The organism is Microbacterium sp. JZ37 (genome assembly GCF_035188445.1).
Lineage (GTDB): Bacteria > Actinomycetota > Actinomycetes > Actinomycetales > Microbacteriaceae > Microbacterium > Microbacterium barkeri.
Window position 1 is genome coordinate 1,915,158 of the sequence record NZ_CP045253.1, and the last position, 14,889, is coordinate 1,930,046.

13 protein-coding genes are annotated in these 14,889 nt (G+C 73.1%); 8 read left to right on the plus strand and 5 right to left on the minus strand.

Annotation, left to right across the window (positions count from 1 at the left end; genetic code table 11):
• Positions 1–134: 134 nt before the first annotated feature.
• Genes nirB through GC092_RS08825 form a run of 7 tightly spaced genes read left to right on the plus strand, consistent with a single transcriptional unit; the run spans position 135 to position 7,032 of the window.
• Complete coding sequence (gene nirB, locus GC092_RS08795) at positions 135–2,714, plus strand: nitrite reductase large subunit NirB (protein ID WP_324011410.1); 2,580 nt, start codon at positions 135–137, stop codon at positions 2,712–2,714.
• Positions 2,711–3,121 (plus strand): nitrite reductase small subunit NirD, encoded by a 411-nt coding sequence (gene nirD / locus GC092_RS08800; RefSeq protein ID WP_271171729.1) that lies wholly within the window; start codon positions 2,711–2,713, stop codon positions 3,119–3,121. The genes nirB and nirD overlap by 4 nt, the downstream gene beginning before the upstream one ends.
• 4 nt (positions 3,122–3,125) lie before the next feature.
• Positions 3,126–4,361, plus strand: coding sequence for a uroporphyrinogen-III C-methyltransferase (gene cobA / locus GC092_RS08805; RefSeq protein ID WP_324011411.1), 1,236 nt, complete (start codon positions 3,126–3,128; stop codon positions 4,359–4,361).
• A complete protein-coding gene (locus GC092_RS08810; RefSeq protein ID WP_324011412.1) occupies positions 4,358–5,488 on the plus strand; it encodes a uroporphyrinogen-III synthase in 1,131 nt (376 codons plus the stop codon). The genes cobA and GC092_RS08810 overlap by 4 nt, the downstream gene beginning before the upstream one ends.
• Positions 5,485–6,189, plus strand: coding sequence for a sirohydrochlorin chelatase (locus tag GC092_RS08815; protein WP_282977632.1), 705 nt, complete (start codon positions 5,485–5,487; stop codon positions 6,187–6,189). Before GC092_RS08810 ends, GC092_RS08815 begins: the two co-directional genes overlap by 4 nt.
• A complete protein-coding gene (gene mobA / locus GC092_RS08820; protein WP_324011414.1) occupies positions 6,186–6,764 on the plus strand; it encodes a molybdenum cofactor guanylyltransferase in 579 nt (192 codons plus the stop codon). Before GC092_RS08815 ends, mobA begins: the two co-directional genes overlap by 4 nt.
• Positions 6,748–7,032: a DUF6457 domain-containing protein gene (locus tag GC092_RS08825; RefSeq protein WP_271171724.1), complete on the plus strand. Its 285-nt coding sequence runs from the start codon at positions 6,748–6,750 to the stop codon at positions 7,030–7,032. The genes mobA and GC092_RS08825 overlap by 17 nt, the downstream gene beginning before the upstream one ends.
• A 15-nt stretch (positions 7,033–7,047) precedes the next feature.
• On the opposite strand, the gene trmD is transcribed toward GC092_RS08825, so the two are convergent.
• Entirely contained in the window at positions 7,048–7,746 is a 699-nt protein-coding gene (gene trmD / locus GC092_RS08830) for a tRNA (guanosine(37)-N1)-methyltransferase TrmD (RefSeq protein ID WP_324011417.1), read from the minus strand.
• A 185-nt stretch (positions 7,747–7,931) separates the two neighbouring features.
• Between trmD and GC092_RS08835 the strand changes: the two genes are divergently transcribed.
• Positions 7,932–9,335 (plus strand): MFS transporter, encoded by a 1,404-nt coding sequence (locus tag GC092_RS08835; protein ID WP_324011419.1) that lies wholly within the window; start codon positions 7,932–7,934, stop codon positions 9,333–9,335.
• Between the two features lie 59 nt (positions 9,336–9,394).
• On the opposite strand, the gene GC092_RS08840 is transcribed toward GC092_RS08835, so the two are convergent.
• From GC092_RS08840 to rpsP, 4 genes are all read right to left on the minus strand, one after another.
• Positions 9,395–13,435 (minus strand): bifunctional nitrate reductase/sulfite reductase flavoprotein subunit alpha, encoded by a 4,041-nt coding sequence (locus GC092_RS08840; RefSeq protein ID WP_324011421.1) that lies wholly within the window; start codon positions 13,433–13,435, stop codon positions 9,395–9,397.
• A 118-nt stretch (positions 13,436–13,553) separates the two neighbouring features.
• Positions 13,554–14,144 (minus strand): ribosome maturation factor RimM, encoded by a 591-nt coding sequence (gene rimM, locus GC092_RS08845; RefSeq protein WP_324011423.1) that lies wholly within the window; start codon positions 14,142–14,144, stop codon positions 13,554–13,556.
• Complete coding sequence (locus GC092_RS08850) at positions 14,144–14,374, minus strand: RNA-binding protein (protein WP_271171719.1); 231 nt, start codon at positions 14,372–14,374, stop codon at positions 14,144–14,146. The genes rimM and GC092_RS08850 overlap by 1 nt, the downstream gene beginning before the upstream one ends.
• 5 nt (positions 14,375–14,379) lie before the next feature.
• Positions 14,380–14,793, minus strand: coding sequence for a 30S ribosomal protein S16 (rpsP, locus tag GC092_RS08855; RefSeq protein WP_271171718.1), 414 nt, complete (start codon positions 14,791–14,793; stop codon positions 14,380–14,382).
• Positions 14,794–14,889 lie beyond the last annotated feature (96 nt).

Below are 14,889 nucleotides of genomic sequence, written 5' to 3' on the forward strand. Positions count from 1 at the left end.
TCCTCACATCCGCCGCTCAGGCGGTTGTGAGCGAAACGTTCGCTCGGGGAAACCCCCGGCCGCGCAGACGGGAAACACCGCGCTCCTACGTTCGTGTCACGACCTCGAAGTGACCCTCGAACGCAGGAGCCGCCATGACCGCCGTGGACCCCCTCCCCTCTCGCATCGTCGTCGTCGGCGCCGGGATGGTGGCGCATCGCTTCGTCGAGAGCCTCCTCAGCCGCACGACGGACCCCTGGCACGTGACCGTGCTCGGCGAGGAGCGCCGTCTGCCCTACGACCGGGTCGGCCTCACGTCGTTCTTCTCGGGAGCCACCCCCGACGACCTGACCCTCGACCCCGGCGTCTTCGACGACGATCGGGTCGAGCTCCTCCCCGGAGAGCCGGTCATCCGCATCAACCGCGCGGAGCGCACCGTCACGACCGCCGCGCGCCGCGACATCCCCTATGACACGCTCGTCCTCGCGACAGGCTCCTACGCCGCGAAGGTCGCCGTCGACGGCTCCGATCTCCCCGGCTGCTTCGTCTACCGGACGATCGACGACGTGCAGCGCATGCGCGACTTCGTCGCCGCGCGGTCGGCGCAGCTGGGCAGGCCGCTCGTCGGCAAGGTGATCGGCGGCGGGCTCCTCGGTCTCGAGGCGGCAGGAGCGCTCCAGGGCCTCGACGTCGCCTGCACGGTCGTGCAGTCGTCCGACCGCCTCATGTCGGCCCAGCTCGATCTCGCCGGCGGCAACGCGCTGCGGCGCCTCATCGAGGCGCGCGGGATCGAGGTGCTGACCCAGGCCCGCACGACCCGCCTCGACCCCGACCGCTCGGGCAACGTCGCGGGGCTCGAGTTCCAGGACGGCTCCTACGTCGGCGCCGACATCGTCGTGTTCACGGTGGGCGTCCGCCCGCGCGACGAGCTCGCCCGTGCCGCCGGGCTCCCCGCGGACCCACGCGGCGGGGTCGTCATCGACGACCGCTGCCGCACGGCCGACCCGTCGATCCTCGCGATCGGCGAGGTCGCGAGCTTCGACGGCCAGTGCATCGGCCTCGTCGCACCCGGGTACGCCATGGCCGAGGTCGCGGCGACGCGGCTGCTGGGCGGCGACGCGACCTTCCCCGGCTTCGACGACTCCACCAAGCTCAAGCTCTCGGGCGTCGACGTCGCGAGCTTCGGCGACGCGTTCGCGCGCACGCCGGGCGCTCTCGACGTCAGCTACGCCGACCCGGTGGCCGGCGTGTACAAGAAGCTCGTGCTGTCGGACGACGCCAAGACCCTGCTCGGAGGCATCCTCGTCGGCGACGCGTCGGCATACGGCTCGCTGCGCCCGCTTCTGGGCAGCGCGCTGGGCGCCGACCCCGTCGCCTACCTCATGCCCGAGGGCGGCGTCGAGGCTCCCGGCGGCGACCTCCCGGACGAGGCGATCATCTGCTCGTGCTCGAGCGTCACGGCGGGGCGCATCCGCTCGGCCGTGCACGACGACGGCTGCACCGACGCGGGCGAGGTGAAGGCGTGCACGAAGGCGGGGGCCACGTGCGGCTCGTGTCTCACCACGGTCAAGAAGATCGTCGGCCAGGAGCTCGCGAAGATGGGGCAGACCGTCTCGAACGCGCTCTGCGAGCACTTCGACATGTCCCGGCGGCAGCTCTTCGACGCCGTCCGCGTCTCGGGTCTCGACACGTTCTCCGCCGTCATCGAGCGCTTCGGGCGGGGGCGCGGCTGCGACATCTGCAAGCCCGCTCTCGCGAGCATCCTGTCCGTCCTCGTCGGCCGCCACGTGCTCGACGGCGAGAACGCGACGCTGCAGGACACGAACGACCACGTCATGGCCAACATGCAGAAGGACGGCACCTACTCGGTCGTCCCGCGGATGCCCGGCGGCGAGGTCACGCCGGAGGGCCTCATCGCGGTCGGAGAGATCGCGCGCGACTTCGGCCTGTACACGAAGATCACGGGCGGGCAGCGCGTGGACATGTTCGGCGCGCGGCTCGAGCAGCTGCCCGCCATCTGGGCGCGGCTGATCGACGCCGGGTTCGAGTCGGGCCACGCCTACGGCAAGTCGCTGCGCACGGTGAAGTCGTGCGTCGGATCGACCTGGTGCCGGTACGGCGTCCTCGACTCGGTCGGCATGGCGGTGCAGCTCGAGCTGCGCTACCGCGGCCTGCGCGCCCCGCACAAGCTCAAGCTCGGCGTCTCGGGATGTGCGCGCGAGTGCGCAGAGGCCCGCGGCAAGGACGTCGGCGTGATCGCGACCGAGACGGGATGGAACATGTACGTGGGCGGCAACGGCGGCTTCACCCCGCGCCACGCGCAGCTCCTCGCCGAGGGCCTGAGCGACGCCGAGCTGCTCACGGCCATCGACCGCTTCTTCATGTACTACATCCGCACGGCCGACCGGCTGCAGCGCACGGCGCCGTGGTTCGAGGAGCTCGAGGGCGGCATCGAGGGCCTCCGGGAGGTCATCTTCGAGGACAGCCTCGGCATCTGCGCCGACCTCGACGCGGCGATGGCGGCGCACATCGACAACTACGAGGACGAGTGGGCGGCCACGCTCCGCGACCCCGAGAAGCTCAAGCGCTTCCAGTCCTTTGTGAACGCCCCGGACACCCCCGATCCCTCGATCGCGTTCGTGCCGGAGCGCGGTCAGATCCGCCCCGCCAGCCCCGAGGAACGCGCCGCCGGCGGCGTCCTCATCGCCGGCACGACCCTGGAGGTGCGTCGATGACGCTCACGCAGACCGATCCCGCGACGGCCCCCGTCGCCCGCTCCTGGGTGCGCGTGTGCGCCGTCTCCGACCTCGAGGTCGAGCGCGGCCGCGCCGCGCTCATCGGCGACACGCAGATCGCCCTGTTCCTCCTGCCCGGCGGCGCCATCCACGCCGTGTCGAACCTGGACCCGTACAGCGACGCGCACGTCATGTCTCGCGGTATCGTCGGCACAAGGCGTTTCGTCGAGACCGGACAGGACGTCGAGTCGGGGCAGGACACCCCCACCGTCGCGTCCCCGATGTACAAGCAGGTGTTCGACCTCCGGACGGGGGCGTGCCTCGACACGCAGGGCAAGGATCCCCGCTCGCTGCGGGTCTGGCCCGTGTCGCAGCAGGGCGACGACGTCTACATCCGATGGGAGTGAGCCGATGACCACGATGCTCGGCGTCTCGCTGTCCGGTCGCGATGTGCTCCTCGTCGGCGGCGGCGCGGTCACGGCGCGGCGGCTCCAGCGCTTCCTCGACGACGGCGCCCTGCCGCGTGTCGTCGCCCCCGACCTCTCGCCCGCGGTCCGCGACCTCGTGGAGGCTCACGACGTGCCCTGGGCGCCGCGGCGCTTCCGCCGCGAGGACCTCGACGGAGCGTGGCTCGTGCACACGGCGACGGGCGACCTGCAGGTCGACCTGCGCGTGGCCGCGCTCTGCGAGGCGCAGCGCGTCCTGTGCGTCAACGCATCGGATGGCGCGCACGGCACCGCGCGGATCGCCGCCGACACGCGCTCGGGCGACGTGGTCGTCGGCGTGATGTCCGACGCCGGGGTCGACCCGGGTCGCGCGGCGCGCCTCCGCGACGCGATCGAGCGGCTCCTCGTCTCGGGACGCCTCCCGCTGCGCCGACGCCGCGGCGGCGCGGCCGGCCGCGTCGACCTCGTCGGAGGGGGCCCGGGCCCCGTCGACCTCATGACCGTGCGGGCGCGGCGGCTCCTCGCCGAGGCCGACGTCGTCGTCGCCGACCGGCTCGGCCCGGCCGATGCGCTGCTGCCCGAGCTCGACCCCGACGTGCTCGTCATCGATGTGGGGAAGCGCCCCGGCCACCATCCCGTGCCGCAGGACGAGATCAACCGGCTCCTCGTGGCGCATGCGCAGGCAGGGCGCCGCGTGGTCCGGCTGAAGGGCGGCGACCCGTTCGTCTTCGGCCGCGGCGGCGAGGAGCTCGCCGCCTGCCTCGCGGCCGGCGTGCCGGTCGAGGTGGTCCCCGGGCCGACGAGCGCCGTCTCCGTGCCGCAGGCGGCGGGCATCCCGGTCACGCACCGCGGAACCGCCGCGTCCGTGCACATCGTGAACGGCCAGGGCGAGATCGCCGACACGACGCTCGCCGCGCTCTCCGATGCCGCTGTCACGACGGTCTTCCTCATGGGCGTCGCGGCGCTCCCGCGCATCGTCGCGGCGGCGCTCGCGCACGGGGTGCCGGAGGACCGCCCGGTGGCGATCGTCGAGAGCGGGCACACCCCGCAGCAGCGCACGACACGCACGACCCTTGCCGCCGCGGTCGCGGATGCGCGCGCCGCGGGGGTCCGCAACCCGGCCGTGATCGTCATCGGAGACGTCGCGCGCGCATCCCTCCTCCTCCCCGAACCCGAGCTGGCAGGTGACACCACCACGTGACCGCACGTCCTCCCCTCTCCGCAGCCCTCGACGGCTGCACCGTCGTCATCGCCGTCGACCGTCGCGCGGGCGAGCTCGCCGCCGCGCTCGAGCGCCACGGAGCGCAGGTGCGCCAGGCGCCCGCGGTGACGATCGTCTCCCACATCGACGACGAGGCGCTCGTCGACGCGACGCGCGCGCTCATCGACAACCCGCCCGACATCGTCGTCGCCACGACCGGAGTCGGCTTCCGCGGCTGGATGGAGGCCGCCTTCGAGGCGGATCTCGCCGACGAGCTCGCGGCCGCCCTCTCACGCGCGCAGATCGTCGCGCGCGGTCCGAAGGCGCGCGGCGCGGTCCAGCAGGCGGGCTTCACCGCGGACTGGGTCGCGGAGTCCGAGACGTCCGCGGAGCTCGGCGAGTACCTCGTGACGCAGGGCGTCGAGGGGCGCAGGATCGCCGTGCAGCACCATGGATCGGGCGCCGACGGCCTCGACGAGCTGTTCGAGAGCCACGGCGCCGACGTCGTGAGCCTCACCGTGTACCGATGGGGCCCGCCGCCCGACCCCCAGGTCGTGCTGCGGTCGGTCATCCAGGCCGGCGACGGCGAGGTCGACGCCGTGCTCTTCACGTCCGCGCCGGGCGCGGCCGAGTGGGTCGCCGCGGCCTCCGCGGCGCACGCGCTCGAGGACATCCGCGACCGCGCAGCCCAGGGCCGGCTCCTCCTCGCCGCCGTGGGACCGATCACGGCCGGCCCCCTGCAGGACGCGCGGCTCCACCCCGTCGTCGCCGAGCGGGGTCGGCTCGGCTCCCTCGTGCGCACGGTCGTCGCCTACTTCGGCGCGGGCGGTGCTCCGCACGCGCAGACGAGCGCCGGCCGCTTCGAGCTGCGCAGCGGCGGCGCCGTGATCGAGGGGCGCTTCGTGCCGCTCTCGCGCACGGGCATCGACGTGCTCGACATGCTGTTCCGCGCGCGCGGCGCGGTCGTCACGCGCGCCGAGCTGCAGCACGCCCTCCCGCGCTCGAGCCAGAACTCGCATGCGGTCGAGATGGCCGTGGCGCGTCTGCGCGAGGCGCTCGGGGTGCCGGATGTCATCAAGACGGTGGTCAAGCGCGGCTATCGTCTCAACGTGGAGGACCAGGAATGACGACGCTCATCGCGTGCTCGCACGGCACCCGCTTCGAGGAGGGCCGCGAGGCCGTGCGGGCGCTCGTCGACGAGGTGCGCACGCTCCTGCCGGATGTGCGCGTCGAGCAGGCGTTCGTCGACGTCGAGGAGCCCGAGGTCGGCGACGTCGTCGCCCGGGTGGCAGCAGACGGGCCCGCCGTCGTCGTCCCGCTCCTGCTCTCGACCGGGTTCCACACCGAGGTCGACATCGCACGCGCCGTGGCGCCGTTCCCGCACGTGGTCAAGGCCCCCGCGCTCGGGCCCCACGACCTGCTCGCGCTCGTCCTCGAGGCCCGACTCGACGAGGCCGACGCGCCAGAGGCCGGCCGACGCGAGGGCGATCACGTCGTGCTCGCGGCGGCGGGATCGACCAACCCGGCTTCGGTCGCCGATGTCGAGGGGGTCGCCGCGCGCCTGCGTCGCGTGCTGCCCGTCCCCGTGACGATCGGGTACGCGGCGGGGGCCGATCCGCGCATCCCCGACGCCGTCGAGGCCGCCCGCGCGGCCGGTGCAGCGCGCGTCATCGCGGCGAGCTACGTCCTCGCGCCCGGCTTCTTCGCGAACCTCGTGCGCCAGGCCGGCGCCGACGTCGTGACCGCGCCGCTCGGCGCGGACCGCCGCGTCGCGGCCATCGTGGCGGAGCGGTACCGCGACGCGCTCGCGCTCCTGCCCGCGGCATGACCGCGGCCATCCTCCTCGCGGGCGGGCGGGCGTCCCGGCTCGGCGGTGTCGACAAGCCCCTGCTCGACGTCGATGGGCGCTCCCTCCTCGCCCGCGCGCTCGACGCCGCCGCAGGCTGCGCCCCGGTCGTCGTCGTGGGCCCTCCGCGCCCGGGAGTCGAGGGCGTCCTCTGGGTGCGCGAGGAGCCGGCGTACGGCGGCCCCGTCGCCGCGGTGGCCGCCGCGCTGCCGCATGTCGACGCCGAGAGCGTGCTCGTGCTCGCCACCGACCTCCCTCGCGTCGAGGAGGCGGTCCGAGTGCTCGACGACGCGGCGGCGCTCCTGCCCCCGGGCGACGGCGTGTGCCTCGCCGACGAGAGCGGGCGTCCGCAGTGGCTCGTGGGCCGCTACCGCACGCGCGCGCTGCGCGAGCGCGCCGAGCGCATCCCCGTCGCCGGTGCGTCGTTCCGCGAGCTCATCGCCGAGCTCTCGATCTCGGTCGTCCGCGCGCATGAGGGAGTGGTCGCCGACGTCGACACCTGGCAGGATCTGGAGCGGGCACGCGGCGAAGGGCGGCACCATGACCGAGACCACTGACCGGACCCTCCCTCCGGAGGCACTCGACACCTGGGTCGACGCCGTGTGCGAGCGGCTCGACCTGCCGCGCGAGGAGGTCTCGATCGCGCTCGTCCTCGATCTCGCGCGCGATGTGGCCCACGACGTCGCGCGGCCGGCCGCCCCCGTGAGCGCCTTCCTCGCGGGCCTCGCGGCAGGACGGCGCGGCGGATCCGCCGACGAGGCGGAGGCTGCCGTGCGCCTCGTCGCGGCTCTCGCCGCGCAGTGGCGCGACGGCGCGGCTCGGTAGGGCCGCCTCGCGGCGCTACTCGCCCGCGCGGAGCTCGTCCGGCAGGAGGTCGGGGCGGATGCGGCGCGTCCGCTCGATGCTCTGCTCCCTGCGCCAGGCGTCGACCGCGCCGTGGTTCCCGCTCAGCAGCACGGGCGGCACCTCGAGGCCGCGCCAGACGGCGGGCTTCGTGTAGATCGGGTACTCGAGCAGCCCGATCTCGTGCGACTCCTCCACGAGGCTCTCCGGGTTGCCGACGACCCCCGGCACGAGCCGCGCGACGGCCTCGATCATCGCCATCGCGGCGACCTCGCCCCCGTTGAGGACGTAGTCGCCGAGGCTCACGAGCCGCACGCGACCGCGCTCGGCGTAGTGGTCGATGACCCGCTGGTCGATCCCCTCGTAGCGCCCGCACGCGAAGACGAGCTGGCGCTCGTCGGCGAGCTCGCGCGCGACGGCCTGCGTGAACCGCTCCCCCGCGGGCGACGGGACGATGAGCACCGCGTCGTCGCCGAGCACGTCGTCGAGCATCTCGCCCCACGGCTCGGGCTTCATGACCATGCCGGCCCCGCCGCCGTACGGCGTGTCGTCGACCGTGCGGTGCCGGTCGTGCGTCGCATCGCGCAGATCGTGGACGCGCAGGTCGAGCAGCCCGCGATCGCGCGCCTTGCCGATGAGGGAGACGTCGAGCACATCGAAGAACGCCGGGAAGATCGTGACGATGTCGATGCGCATCCCCCCAGTCTAGGAGCGCCGGAGCCGTGTTTCCGGCATGTCACACGACGGTCATCGCGGCCGGGCGCGGCGCGTGACGGGACGGTGATGCGTCCGTCACCGCCTCCCCCGCACGCGGAAACATGCGCCCCCTAGCGTCGGAGGCGCATCCCTTTCCGCTGTCGGACCTCTCATCAGGAGACGCCATGGCCACGCCAACGAGCACCACCCCCGAGAGCACCACCCTCCCCTCATCCGCCTCGTCTCTCGTCGTCCGCCCCGGCCGCTGGGTCGACGGCTGGGACGCCGAGGATCCGGCGTTCTGGCAGAGCACCGGCCGGCGCATCGCGCGGCGCAACCTCGGATGGTCGATCTTCGCCGAGTTCCTCGGCTTCATCGTCTGGCAGCTCTGGAGCATCGTCGTCGTGATGCTGCCGAGCGCCGGGTTCGCGCTCGCGAGCGGCGAGCAGTTCTGGCTCATCTCCCTGCCGAGCCTCGTCGGCGCGACGCTGCGCTTCCCGTACACCTTCGCGGTCGCGCGCTTCGGCGGCCGCAACTGGACGATCGTGTCGGCGGGGCTCCTGCTCGTCCCGACGATCCTGCTCGGGGTCGTCGTCCAGAACCCGGACACCCCATTCGGGGTGCTGCTCCTCGTCGCCGCGCTCGCGGGCGTCGGCGGCGGCAACTTCGCGAGCTCGATGGCGAACATCACCTACTTCTTCCCCCAGCGGGAGAAGGGCTGGGCGCTCGGCCTGAACGCCGCGGGCGGAAACATCGGCACGTCGGTCGCGCAGCTGCTCGTCCCGATCGTCGTGACGCTCGGCGCGGCCGGCACGCTGAACATCCAGCTCGCCGGATGGATGTGGGTTCCGCTCATCCTCGTCGCGATGTGGGGCGCATGGCGCTTCATGGACAACCTCTCGACGGCGAAGGCCGACGTCGCGGGCGCGGCCGCCGCGCTGCGCGAGCCGCACCTGTGGCTCATGGCCCTCCTCTACATCGGCACGTTCGGCTCGTTCATCGGCTTCGCGAGCGTGTTCCCCAAGCTCATTGCCGATCAGTTCCCCGCGTTCTCGACCTTCCAGGTCGGCTCGGCGTCGCTCACGCTCGCCTTCCTCGGAGCGCTCGTCGGATCGGTTGCCCGCCCGTACGGCGGCCGGCTCGCCGACCGCATCGGCGGCGCGCGGATGACCATCGCCGCGTTCGCGCTCATGATCGCCGCCACGCTCGCGCTCATCCTCACCCTCCCCCTCGGGAGCTTCTGGATCTTCCTCGCGTGCTTCCTCGTGCTGTTCCTCGCGACGGGCATCGGCAACGGCGCGACGTACCGGATGATCCCGAGCATCTTCGCCGCGCGCGGCGCGGCCACGGCGGGAGAGGCGCACTCGGTCGGCACCCAGCGCAAGGCCTCGGCGGCGCTCGGGCTCATCTCGGCGATCGGCGCCTACGGCGGCTTCGTCATCCCTCAGGTGCTCAACGCCTCGCAGGCCGCGACAGGCGGCTACACGCTCGCCTTCTGGGGCTTCATCGCCCTCTATGGCGCGCTGCTCGCGATCACGGCGCTCGTGTACGCCGTGCCGCGCGCGTCGCTCGCGCATCACCGCATCTGAGCTCCGCGCGGACACGACGATGGCCCGGTCTCGAGACCGGGCCATCGTCGTATCCGCCCTCAGTAGACGTCGCGCACGTACCGGCGGTCCGCCGTCAGCTCCTTCTTGAACTGCAGGGCGTCGTCCTCGCCCAGGCCACCGTGCACCCGCGCGATCTCCAGCAGCGCGTGGTCGACGTCCTTGGCCATCCGCTCGGCGTCGCCGCAGACGAAGACGCTCGCGCCCTCCTGGAGCCAGCGCCACAGCTCGGCGCCGTGCTCGCGCATGCGGTCCTGCACGTAGATCTTCTGACGCTGATCGCGCGAGAACGCGGTGTCGAGCCGGGTGAGGAAGCCGTCCTCGTGCATGCCGACGAGCTCGTCGCGGTAGTAGAAGTCCGTCGCCTCGTGCTGCTCGCCGAAGAACAGCCAGTTGCGCCCCGTGTGCCCGTCGGCGCGGCGGTCGTGGAGGAAGCCCCGGAAGGGCGCGATGCCCGTGCCAGGGCCGATCATGATCATGGGAGCGGCGGGGTCGGCCGGGGGCCGGAAGTGGGCCGAGCGCTGCAGGTAGATCGGCACGGCGCCCTCATGCGCCCGGTCGGCGAGGAAGGTCGAGCACACGCCGCCGCGCGCGCGGTCGTCGTCCGTGCGGAAGCGGACCACCGACACCGTCAGCTCGACGCGGCCGTGCCCCTCCTTCGGGCTCGACGAGATCGAGTACTGCCGCGGCGCGAGCCGCCCGAGCACCTCGACCCACTCCTCGGGAGCGGCCGTCACGGGGAACTCCCGCAGCAGGTCGGCCGCGTGCATGCCCCACAGGTGCTGCTCGAGGCGGTGCCGGCTGTCGCGGCGCAGGAGCGCGGCGAGCGTCGTGTCGCGATTGCGCTCGGACACGAAGGCGAGGAGGTCCGGCCCGATCCGGGTGATGTCGAACCGCGTGCGGAGCACGTGCTCGAAGAGCTGGTCCTGCCCGTCGACGTGCACCACCGCCGCCGGGTCGAGCCCGGCGGCGTCGAGCCAGTCGGCGACAACCTCGGGGGCGTTGTCGCACACCACGCCGAGCGCGTCGCCGGCCTCGTACGAGACGCCCGCCTCGGCGAGGTCGAACCCGATGCGCCGGACCTCCTTCTGCGAGCCGTCTCCGCTCAGCAGGACGTTGAGCGCGAGGGGCGCGCCGAGCGGGTTGCGTCGCGTGAACGGCGCCGCGGGAGCGGGTGCGGGCGCAGCGGGTGCCGCCGCCGGCGGCGGCGCCTCGGCTCCCGCGATCGCGGAGAGCGCCCGCTCGAGCCACTGCGCCGCGGGGAGATCGTCGAACGGCTCGCAGTCCACGCGCTCGACGAGCGCGACGGCGCCCAGCTCGCGCAGGCGCTGGTCGATGCTGCGCCCGTGCCCGCAGAAGTCGTCGTAGGTCGAGTCGCCCATCGCGAGCACGGCGTACGGCAGGCCATCCAGTCGGGGCGCGTCCTCTCCGCGCAGCTCATCCCAGAAGGCGGAGCCGTTGTCCGGCGGCCCCCCGGTGCCGAAGGTCGAGGTCACGACGAGGAGGCGCTCGACATCGGCCAGGTCCGCGGCGCGGAACGCGTCCATCCCGACGAGCCGCCCGCGCATGCCGCGCTCGGCGACGGCCGCGACGCACGCGTGCGCGAACTCCTCGGCGTTGCCCGTCTGCGACGCCCACAGCACGGTCACCTCGGGTCCCGTCGGCTCGGCGCGCGCCGCCGGGACGCGCGAGTAGACGCCAGCGAGCACCCCGTCGAACCATGCGCGCACGTCGTCGGAGAGCGGAGCCGTCGCGGGCAGCACCGGCACGAGCCCGGCCGGCGGCGGGGTCGAGGCCAGCCCCGAGAGGAAGCCGGCGAGGTAGACCTGCTCGGCGGGCGCTGGCTCGGGCGCGGCGACCGCGAAGGCCGGCAGGCCCGGCGCCGCGGTCGCCTCCGGCGCCGCGGGAGCGGCGGACGCGGCCGGCGCGATCCGGCGCACCGACACCGCGGCGATCTTGAACTCGGGCTGGCGGGAGTCGGCGTCGACCGCGTCGCTCGTCACGGCGTTCACGGTGCGGTCCTCACCGTGCTCGTCGTTCCAGTGGAACGGCGCGAACAGGCCGCCGGGGCGCACGCGGTCGGTGACGACCGCGGGCGCGACGAAGCGCCCGCGCCGTGACGCGACCTCGAGCTCGTCGCCGTCGCCGATCCCGAGCTCCTCGGCATCCGCGGGGTGGATCTCCACGAACGGGCCCGGATTCAGCCGGTTCAGCTTCGCGATCCGCCCGGTCTTCGTCATCGTGTGCCACTGGTGCTGGAGGCGTCCGGTGTTGAGCACGAAGGGGAACGCGTCGTCGGGCATCTCGGCGGGCGCGATATGCGGCCGCGGCAGGAACTGCGCGCGCCGCGACGGCGTCGGGAACGCCAGGCGCGGCGTGGTGCCGTCGGACGCCGTGTGCGGGCGCTGGCTCACGCCATCGTTCAGGTAGCGGATCGGATGGCGGTCGGCGGCGTCCTCGGGAGGGCACGGCCACTGCACGGGCCCGCCGCGGAGCCGCGCGTAGTCGATGCCGCGCACATCCCACCCCGTCTGCGGGTTCCAGAACCGCCGGATCTCGTCGAAGACCTCTTCCGCCGACGCGAACGCGAACCCCCGCTCGTACCCCATCGCGCGTGCGACGTCGCAGATCGTCTGCCAGTCGGGCCGGGCATCGCCCGGCGCGTCCGCGACCGCCTGGACGAGCGTCAGCGTCCGGTCGGAGTTCACCGTCACGCCCTCCGACTCGACCCACAGCGTCGCCGGCAGGAGGATGTCGGCGTACGCGGCGGTCGCGGTCTGCGCGAACACGTCCTGCACGATCACGAGCTCGGCGGCCTCGAGTGCGCGGATGACCGTGTCGCGGTTCGCGACGGATGCGACCGGATTCGTGCAGATGATCCACGCGGCCTTGATCCGGCCATCCGCCATGTCGCGGTACATGTCGATCGTGCCCGTGCCCGACTCCGCGCGGATCGCGCCCGCCTCGAGCCCCCAGATCCCCTCGGCGAACGCCCGGTCCTCTGCGCTGAAGACCGCACGCTGTCCGGGGAGACCCGGCCCCATGTAGCCCATCTCGCGCCCGCCCATGGCATTCGGCTGGCCCGTGAGGGAGAACGGGCCGCTGCCGGGACGGCAGATCGCGCCCGTGGCGAGGTGCAGGTTGCAGATGGCGTTCGTGCTCCACGTGCCGTGCGTCGACTGGTTGAGCCCCATCGTCCAGAGCGTCATCCACTCGCCCGCCTCCGCGATCCAGCGGGCGGCGGTGCGGATGTCCTCCTCGGCGAGGCCCGTGATGCGCGCCACCGCGTCGGGCGGGTAGTCGGCCAGGAGGGGCGCCATCGCGTCCCATCCCTCGGTGTGCTCGGCGATGAACCGCTCGTCGATCGCGCCCTCCGCGACGAGCAGGTGCAGCAGGCCGTTGAGCAGGGCCAGGTCGGTTCCCGGCGCGATCTGGAGGAACAGGTCGGCCCGGTCGGCGGTGGCCGTGCGGCGCGGGTCGACGACGATGAGACGCGCGCCCGCCTTCAGGCGGTCGGCCATCCGGAGGAAGAGGATCGGATGGCAGTCGGCCGTGTTCGATCCGATCACGAGGAAGAGGTCGGCGCGGTCGATGTCCTCGTACGAGCCGGGAGGGCCGTCCGCGCCGAGGGACTGCTTGTAGCCGGTCCCGGCGGAGGCCATGCACAGCCGCGAGTTCGACTCGATGTGGATCCCGCGGATCCATCCCTTGACGAGCTTGTTGGAGAGGTACTGCGCCTCCATCGACATCTGGCCCGAGACGTAGACCGCGACCGCGTCGGGGCCGTGCTCGTCGATGATCGCGCGCAGGCGTCGTCCCGCCTCCTCGATCGCGGTGTCCCGTGGCACGGGCACCGCGTCGGCGCCGCGCGAGGGCCGCAGCAGGGCCGTCGTCATGCGCCCGGGCGCCGCCATCAGCTCGGCGTGCGTGGCGCCCTTCGTGCAGAGGCGGCCGCGGTTCGTCGGGTGCGCGCGGTCGCCCGACACGGTCGCGACCGCCGCGCGGCCCGACGCGTCGGGTCGCGTCTCGACGACGATGCCGCAGCCCACGCCGCAGTAGGAGCAGACGGTGCGTGAGGGCATGCACCGATGATGCGGGAGGGAGGTTCCGCTCCCTTTCCCGCGCCGTTTCCCCGTCGTGACGTTCGCCGCACGGGCGGCGCAGGCCGATTGTGAGGCGCCGCGCGCGGCGCGCCTCAGGTCACTCCGACGCGGGCGCGCTCTCCGTCGAGGCGTCGTCGTCGGCGAGGTCCTCGAAGAGCCCTGCGGGCGGCGTGATCGCGATGCGCCCCGCGGCCATGTCGACCTCGGGGACGATGGCCGAGACGAACGGGACCATCACCTCGCGCTCGCCGGACTTCACGATGAGGAGATCCTGTGCGGGGAGGTGGTCGACGCGCGCCACGCGCCCGACCGAGACGCCGTCGCGGACGACGTCGAGGCCCACGAGCTGGTGGTCGTACCACGCGTCCGGCTCGGGCTGCTCGGCGTCGTCGTCCTGGTCGATCCAGAGGATGGCGCGGACGAGGCTCTCCGCCTCGTCGCGGTCGTCGACGCCCTCGAAGAACACGACGGGGGCGGAGTTCATCCAGCGGAACTCGCGGACCGTGACGGAGCGGCCGTGCCACTTCGACTGCTCGGGCACCTGGAGGGCGAACGAGGCTCCCGGGACGAATCGTCCGTCGGGGTCGTCGGTGTACAGCTCGAGCTTGAGGGCGCCCTTGAGGCCGTGGGCCTTGAGGATGCGCCCGACGCGCAGCTGGTTCTTCGCGGAGCCGGACCGGTCGGCCATCAGTCGTCCGCCACGTCGACGCGCACGCGCCGTCCGTCGGCGAGCGCCGAGATCACGGTGCGAAGAGCCTTGGCCGTGCGGCCGCCGCGCCCGATGACGCGCCCCCGGTCATCCGCGTGGACGTGCACTTCGAGCACATCCCCCCGCGGCGACGACGAGGCGACGATCCTCACGTCGTCCGGGTGATCCACGATCCCCTTGACGACGTGCTCGAGCGCGGCAGCCAGCACGACGACTACTCTGCCGACTCGGCGTCGGCCTCGGCGGCGGGAGCCTCGGCGGGCTCCTCCGCCTTCTTCGGCGCCTGCGGCTTGACGACCGACTTCTTCGACGAGTCGGGCGCGTACGCGGCCTTCTCCTCGGCGGTCTTCAGCGTGCTCTTGGCGTCCTTGTCGCCCTTGAACGTGCCCCAGTCGCCCGTGATCTTGAGGATGGCGCGGACCTGCTCGGTGGGCTGAGCGCCCACGGAGAGCCAGTACTGCGCACGCTCCGAGTCGACCTCGATGAACGAGGGCTCCTCGGTCGGGTGGTACTTGCCGATCTCCTCGATCACGCGACCATCGCGCTTGGTGCGCGAGTCGGCGACGACGATGCGGTAGTAGGGCGCACGGATCTTGCCCAGGCGCTTGAGACGGATCTTGACAGCCACGATTCTCCTGTGTGGTGAAGAGGGATCGAACGTCGCCCTGCGCGTGGGGTGCACGCCGGCGGAAGCTCTGAGGGTGGTCCGGCTGCTGGATAGAGG

What these genes read in the sequence shown, in the direction of transcription:
- nirB (WP_324011410.1), top strand. Translation starts at nt 135, where the DNA reads ATGACCGCCGTGGACCCCCTCCCCTCTCGCATCGTCGTCGTCGGCGCC.
- nirD (WP_271171729.1), top strand. Translation starts at nt 2,711, where the DNA reads ATGACGCTCACGCAGACCGATCCCGCGACGGCCCCCGTCGCCCGCTCC.
- cobA (WP_324011411.1), top strand. Translation starts at nt 3,126, where the DNA reads ATGACCACGATGCTCGGCGTCTCGCTGTCCGGTCGCGATGTGCTCCTC.
- GC092_RS08815 (WP_282977632.1), top strand. Translation starts at nt 5,485, where the DNA reads ATGACGACGCTCATCGCGTGCTCGCACGGCACCCGCTTCGAGGAGGGC.
- mobA (WP_324011414.1), top strand. Translation starts at nt 6,186, where the DNA reads ATGACCGCGGCCATCCTCCTCGCGGGCGGGCGGGCGTCCCGGCTCGGC.
- GC092_RS08825 (WP_271171724.1), top strand. Translation starts at nt 6,748, where the DNA reads ATGACCGAGACCACTGACCGGACCCTCCCTCCGGAGGCACTCGACACC.
- trmD (WP_324011417.1), bottom strand. Translation starts at nt 7,746, where the DNA reads ATGCGCATCGACATCGTCACGATCTTCCCGGCGTTCTTCGATGTGCTC.
- GC092_RS08835 (WP_324011419.1), top strand. Translation starts at nt 7,932, where the DNA reads ATGGCCACGCCAACGAGCACCACCCCCGAGAGCACCACCCTCCCCTCA.
- GC092_RS08840 (WP_324011421.1), bottom strand. Translation starts at nt 13,435, where the DNA reads ATGCCCTCACGCACCGTCTGCTCCTACTGCGGCGTGGGCTGCGGCATC.
- rimM (WP_324011423.1), bottom strand. Translation starts at nt 14,144, where the DNA reads ATGGCCGACCGGTCCGGCTCCGCGAAGAACCAGCTGCGCGTCGGGCGC.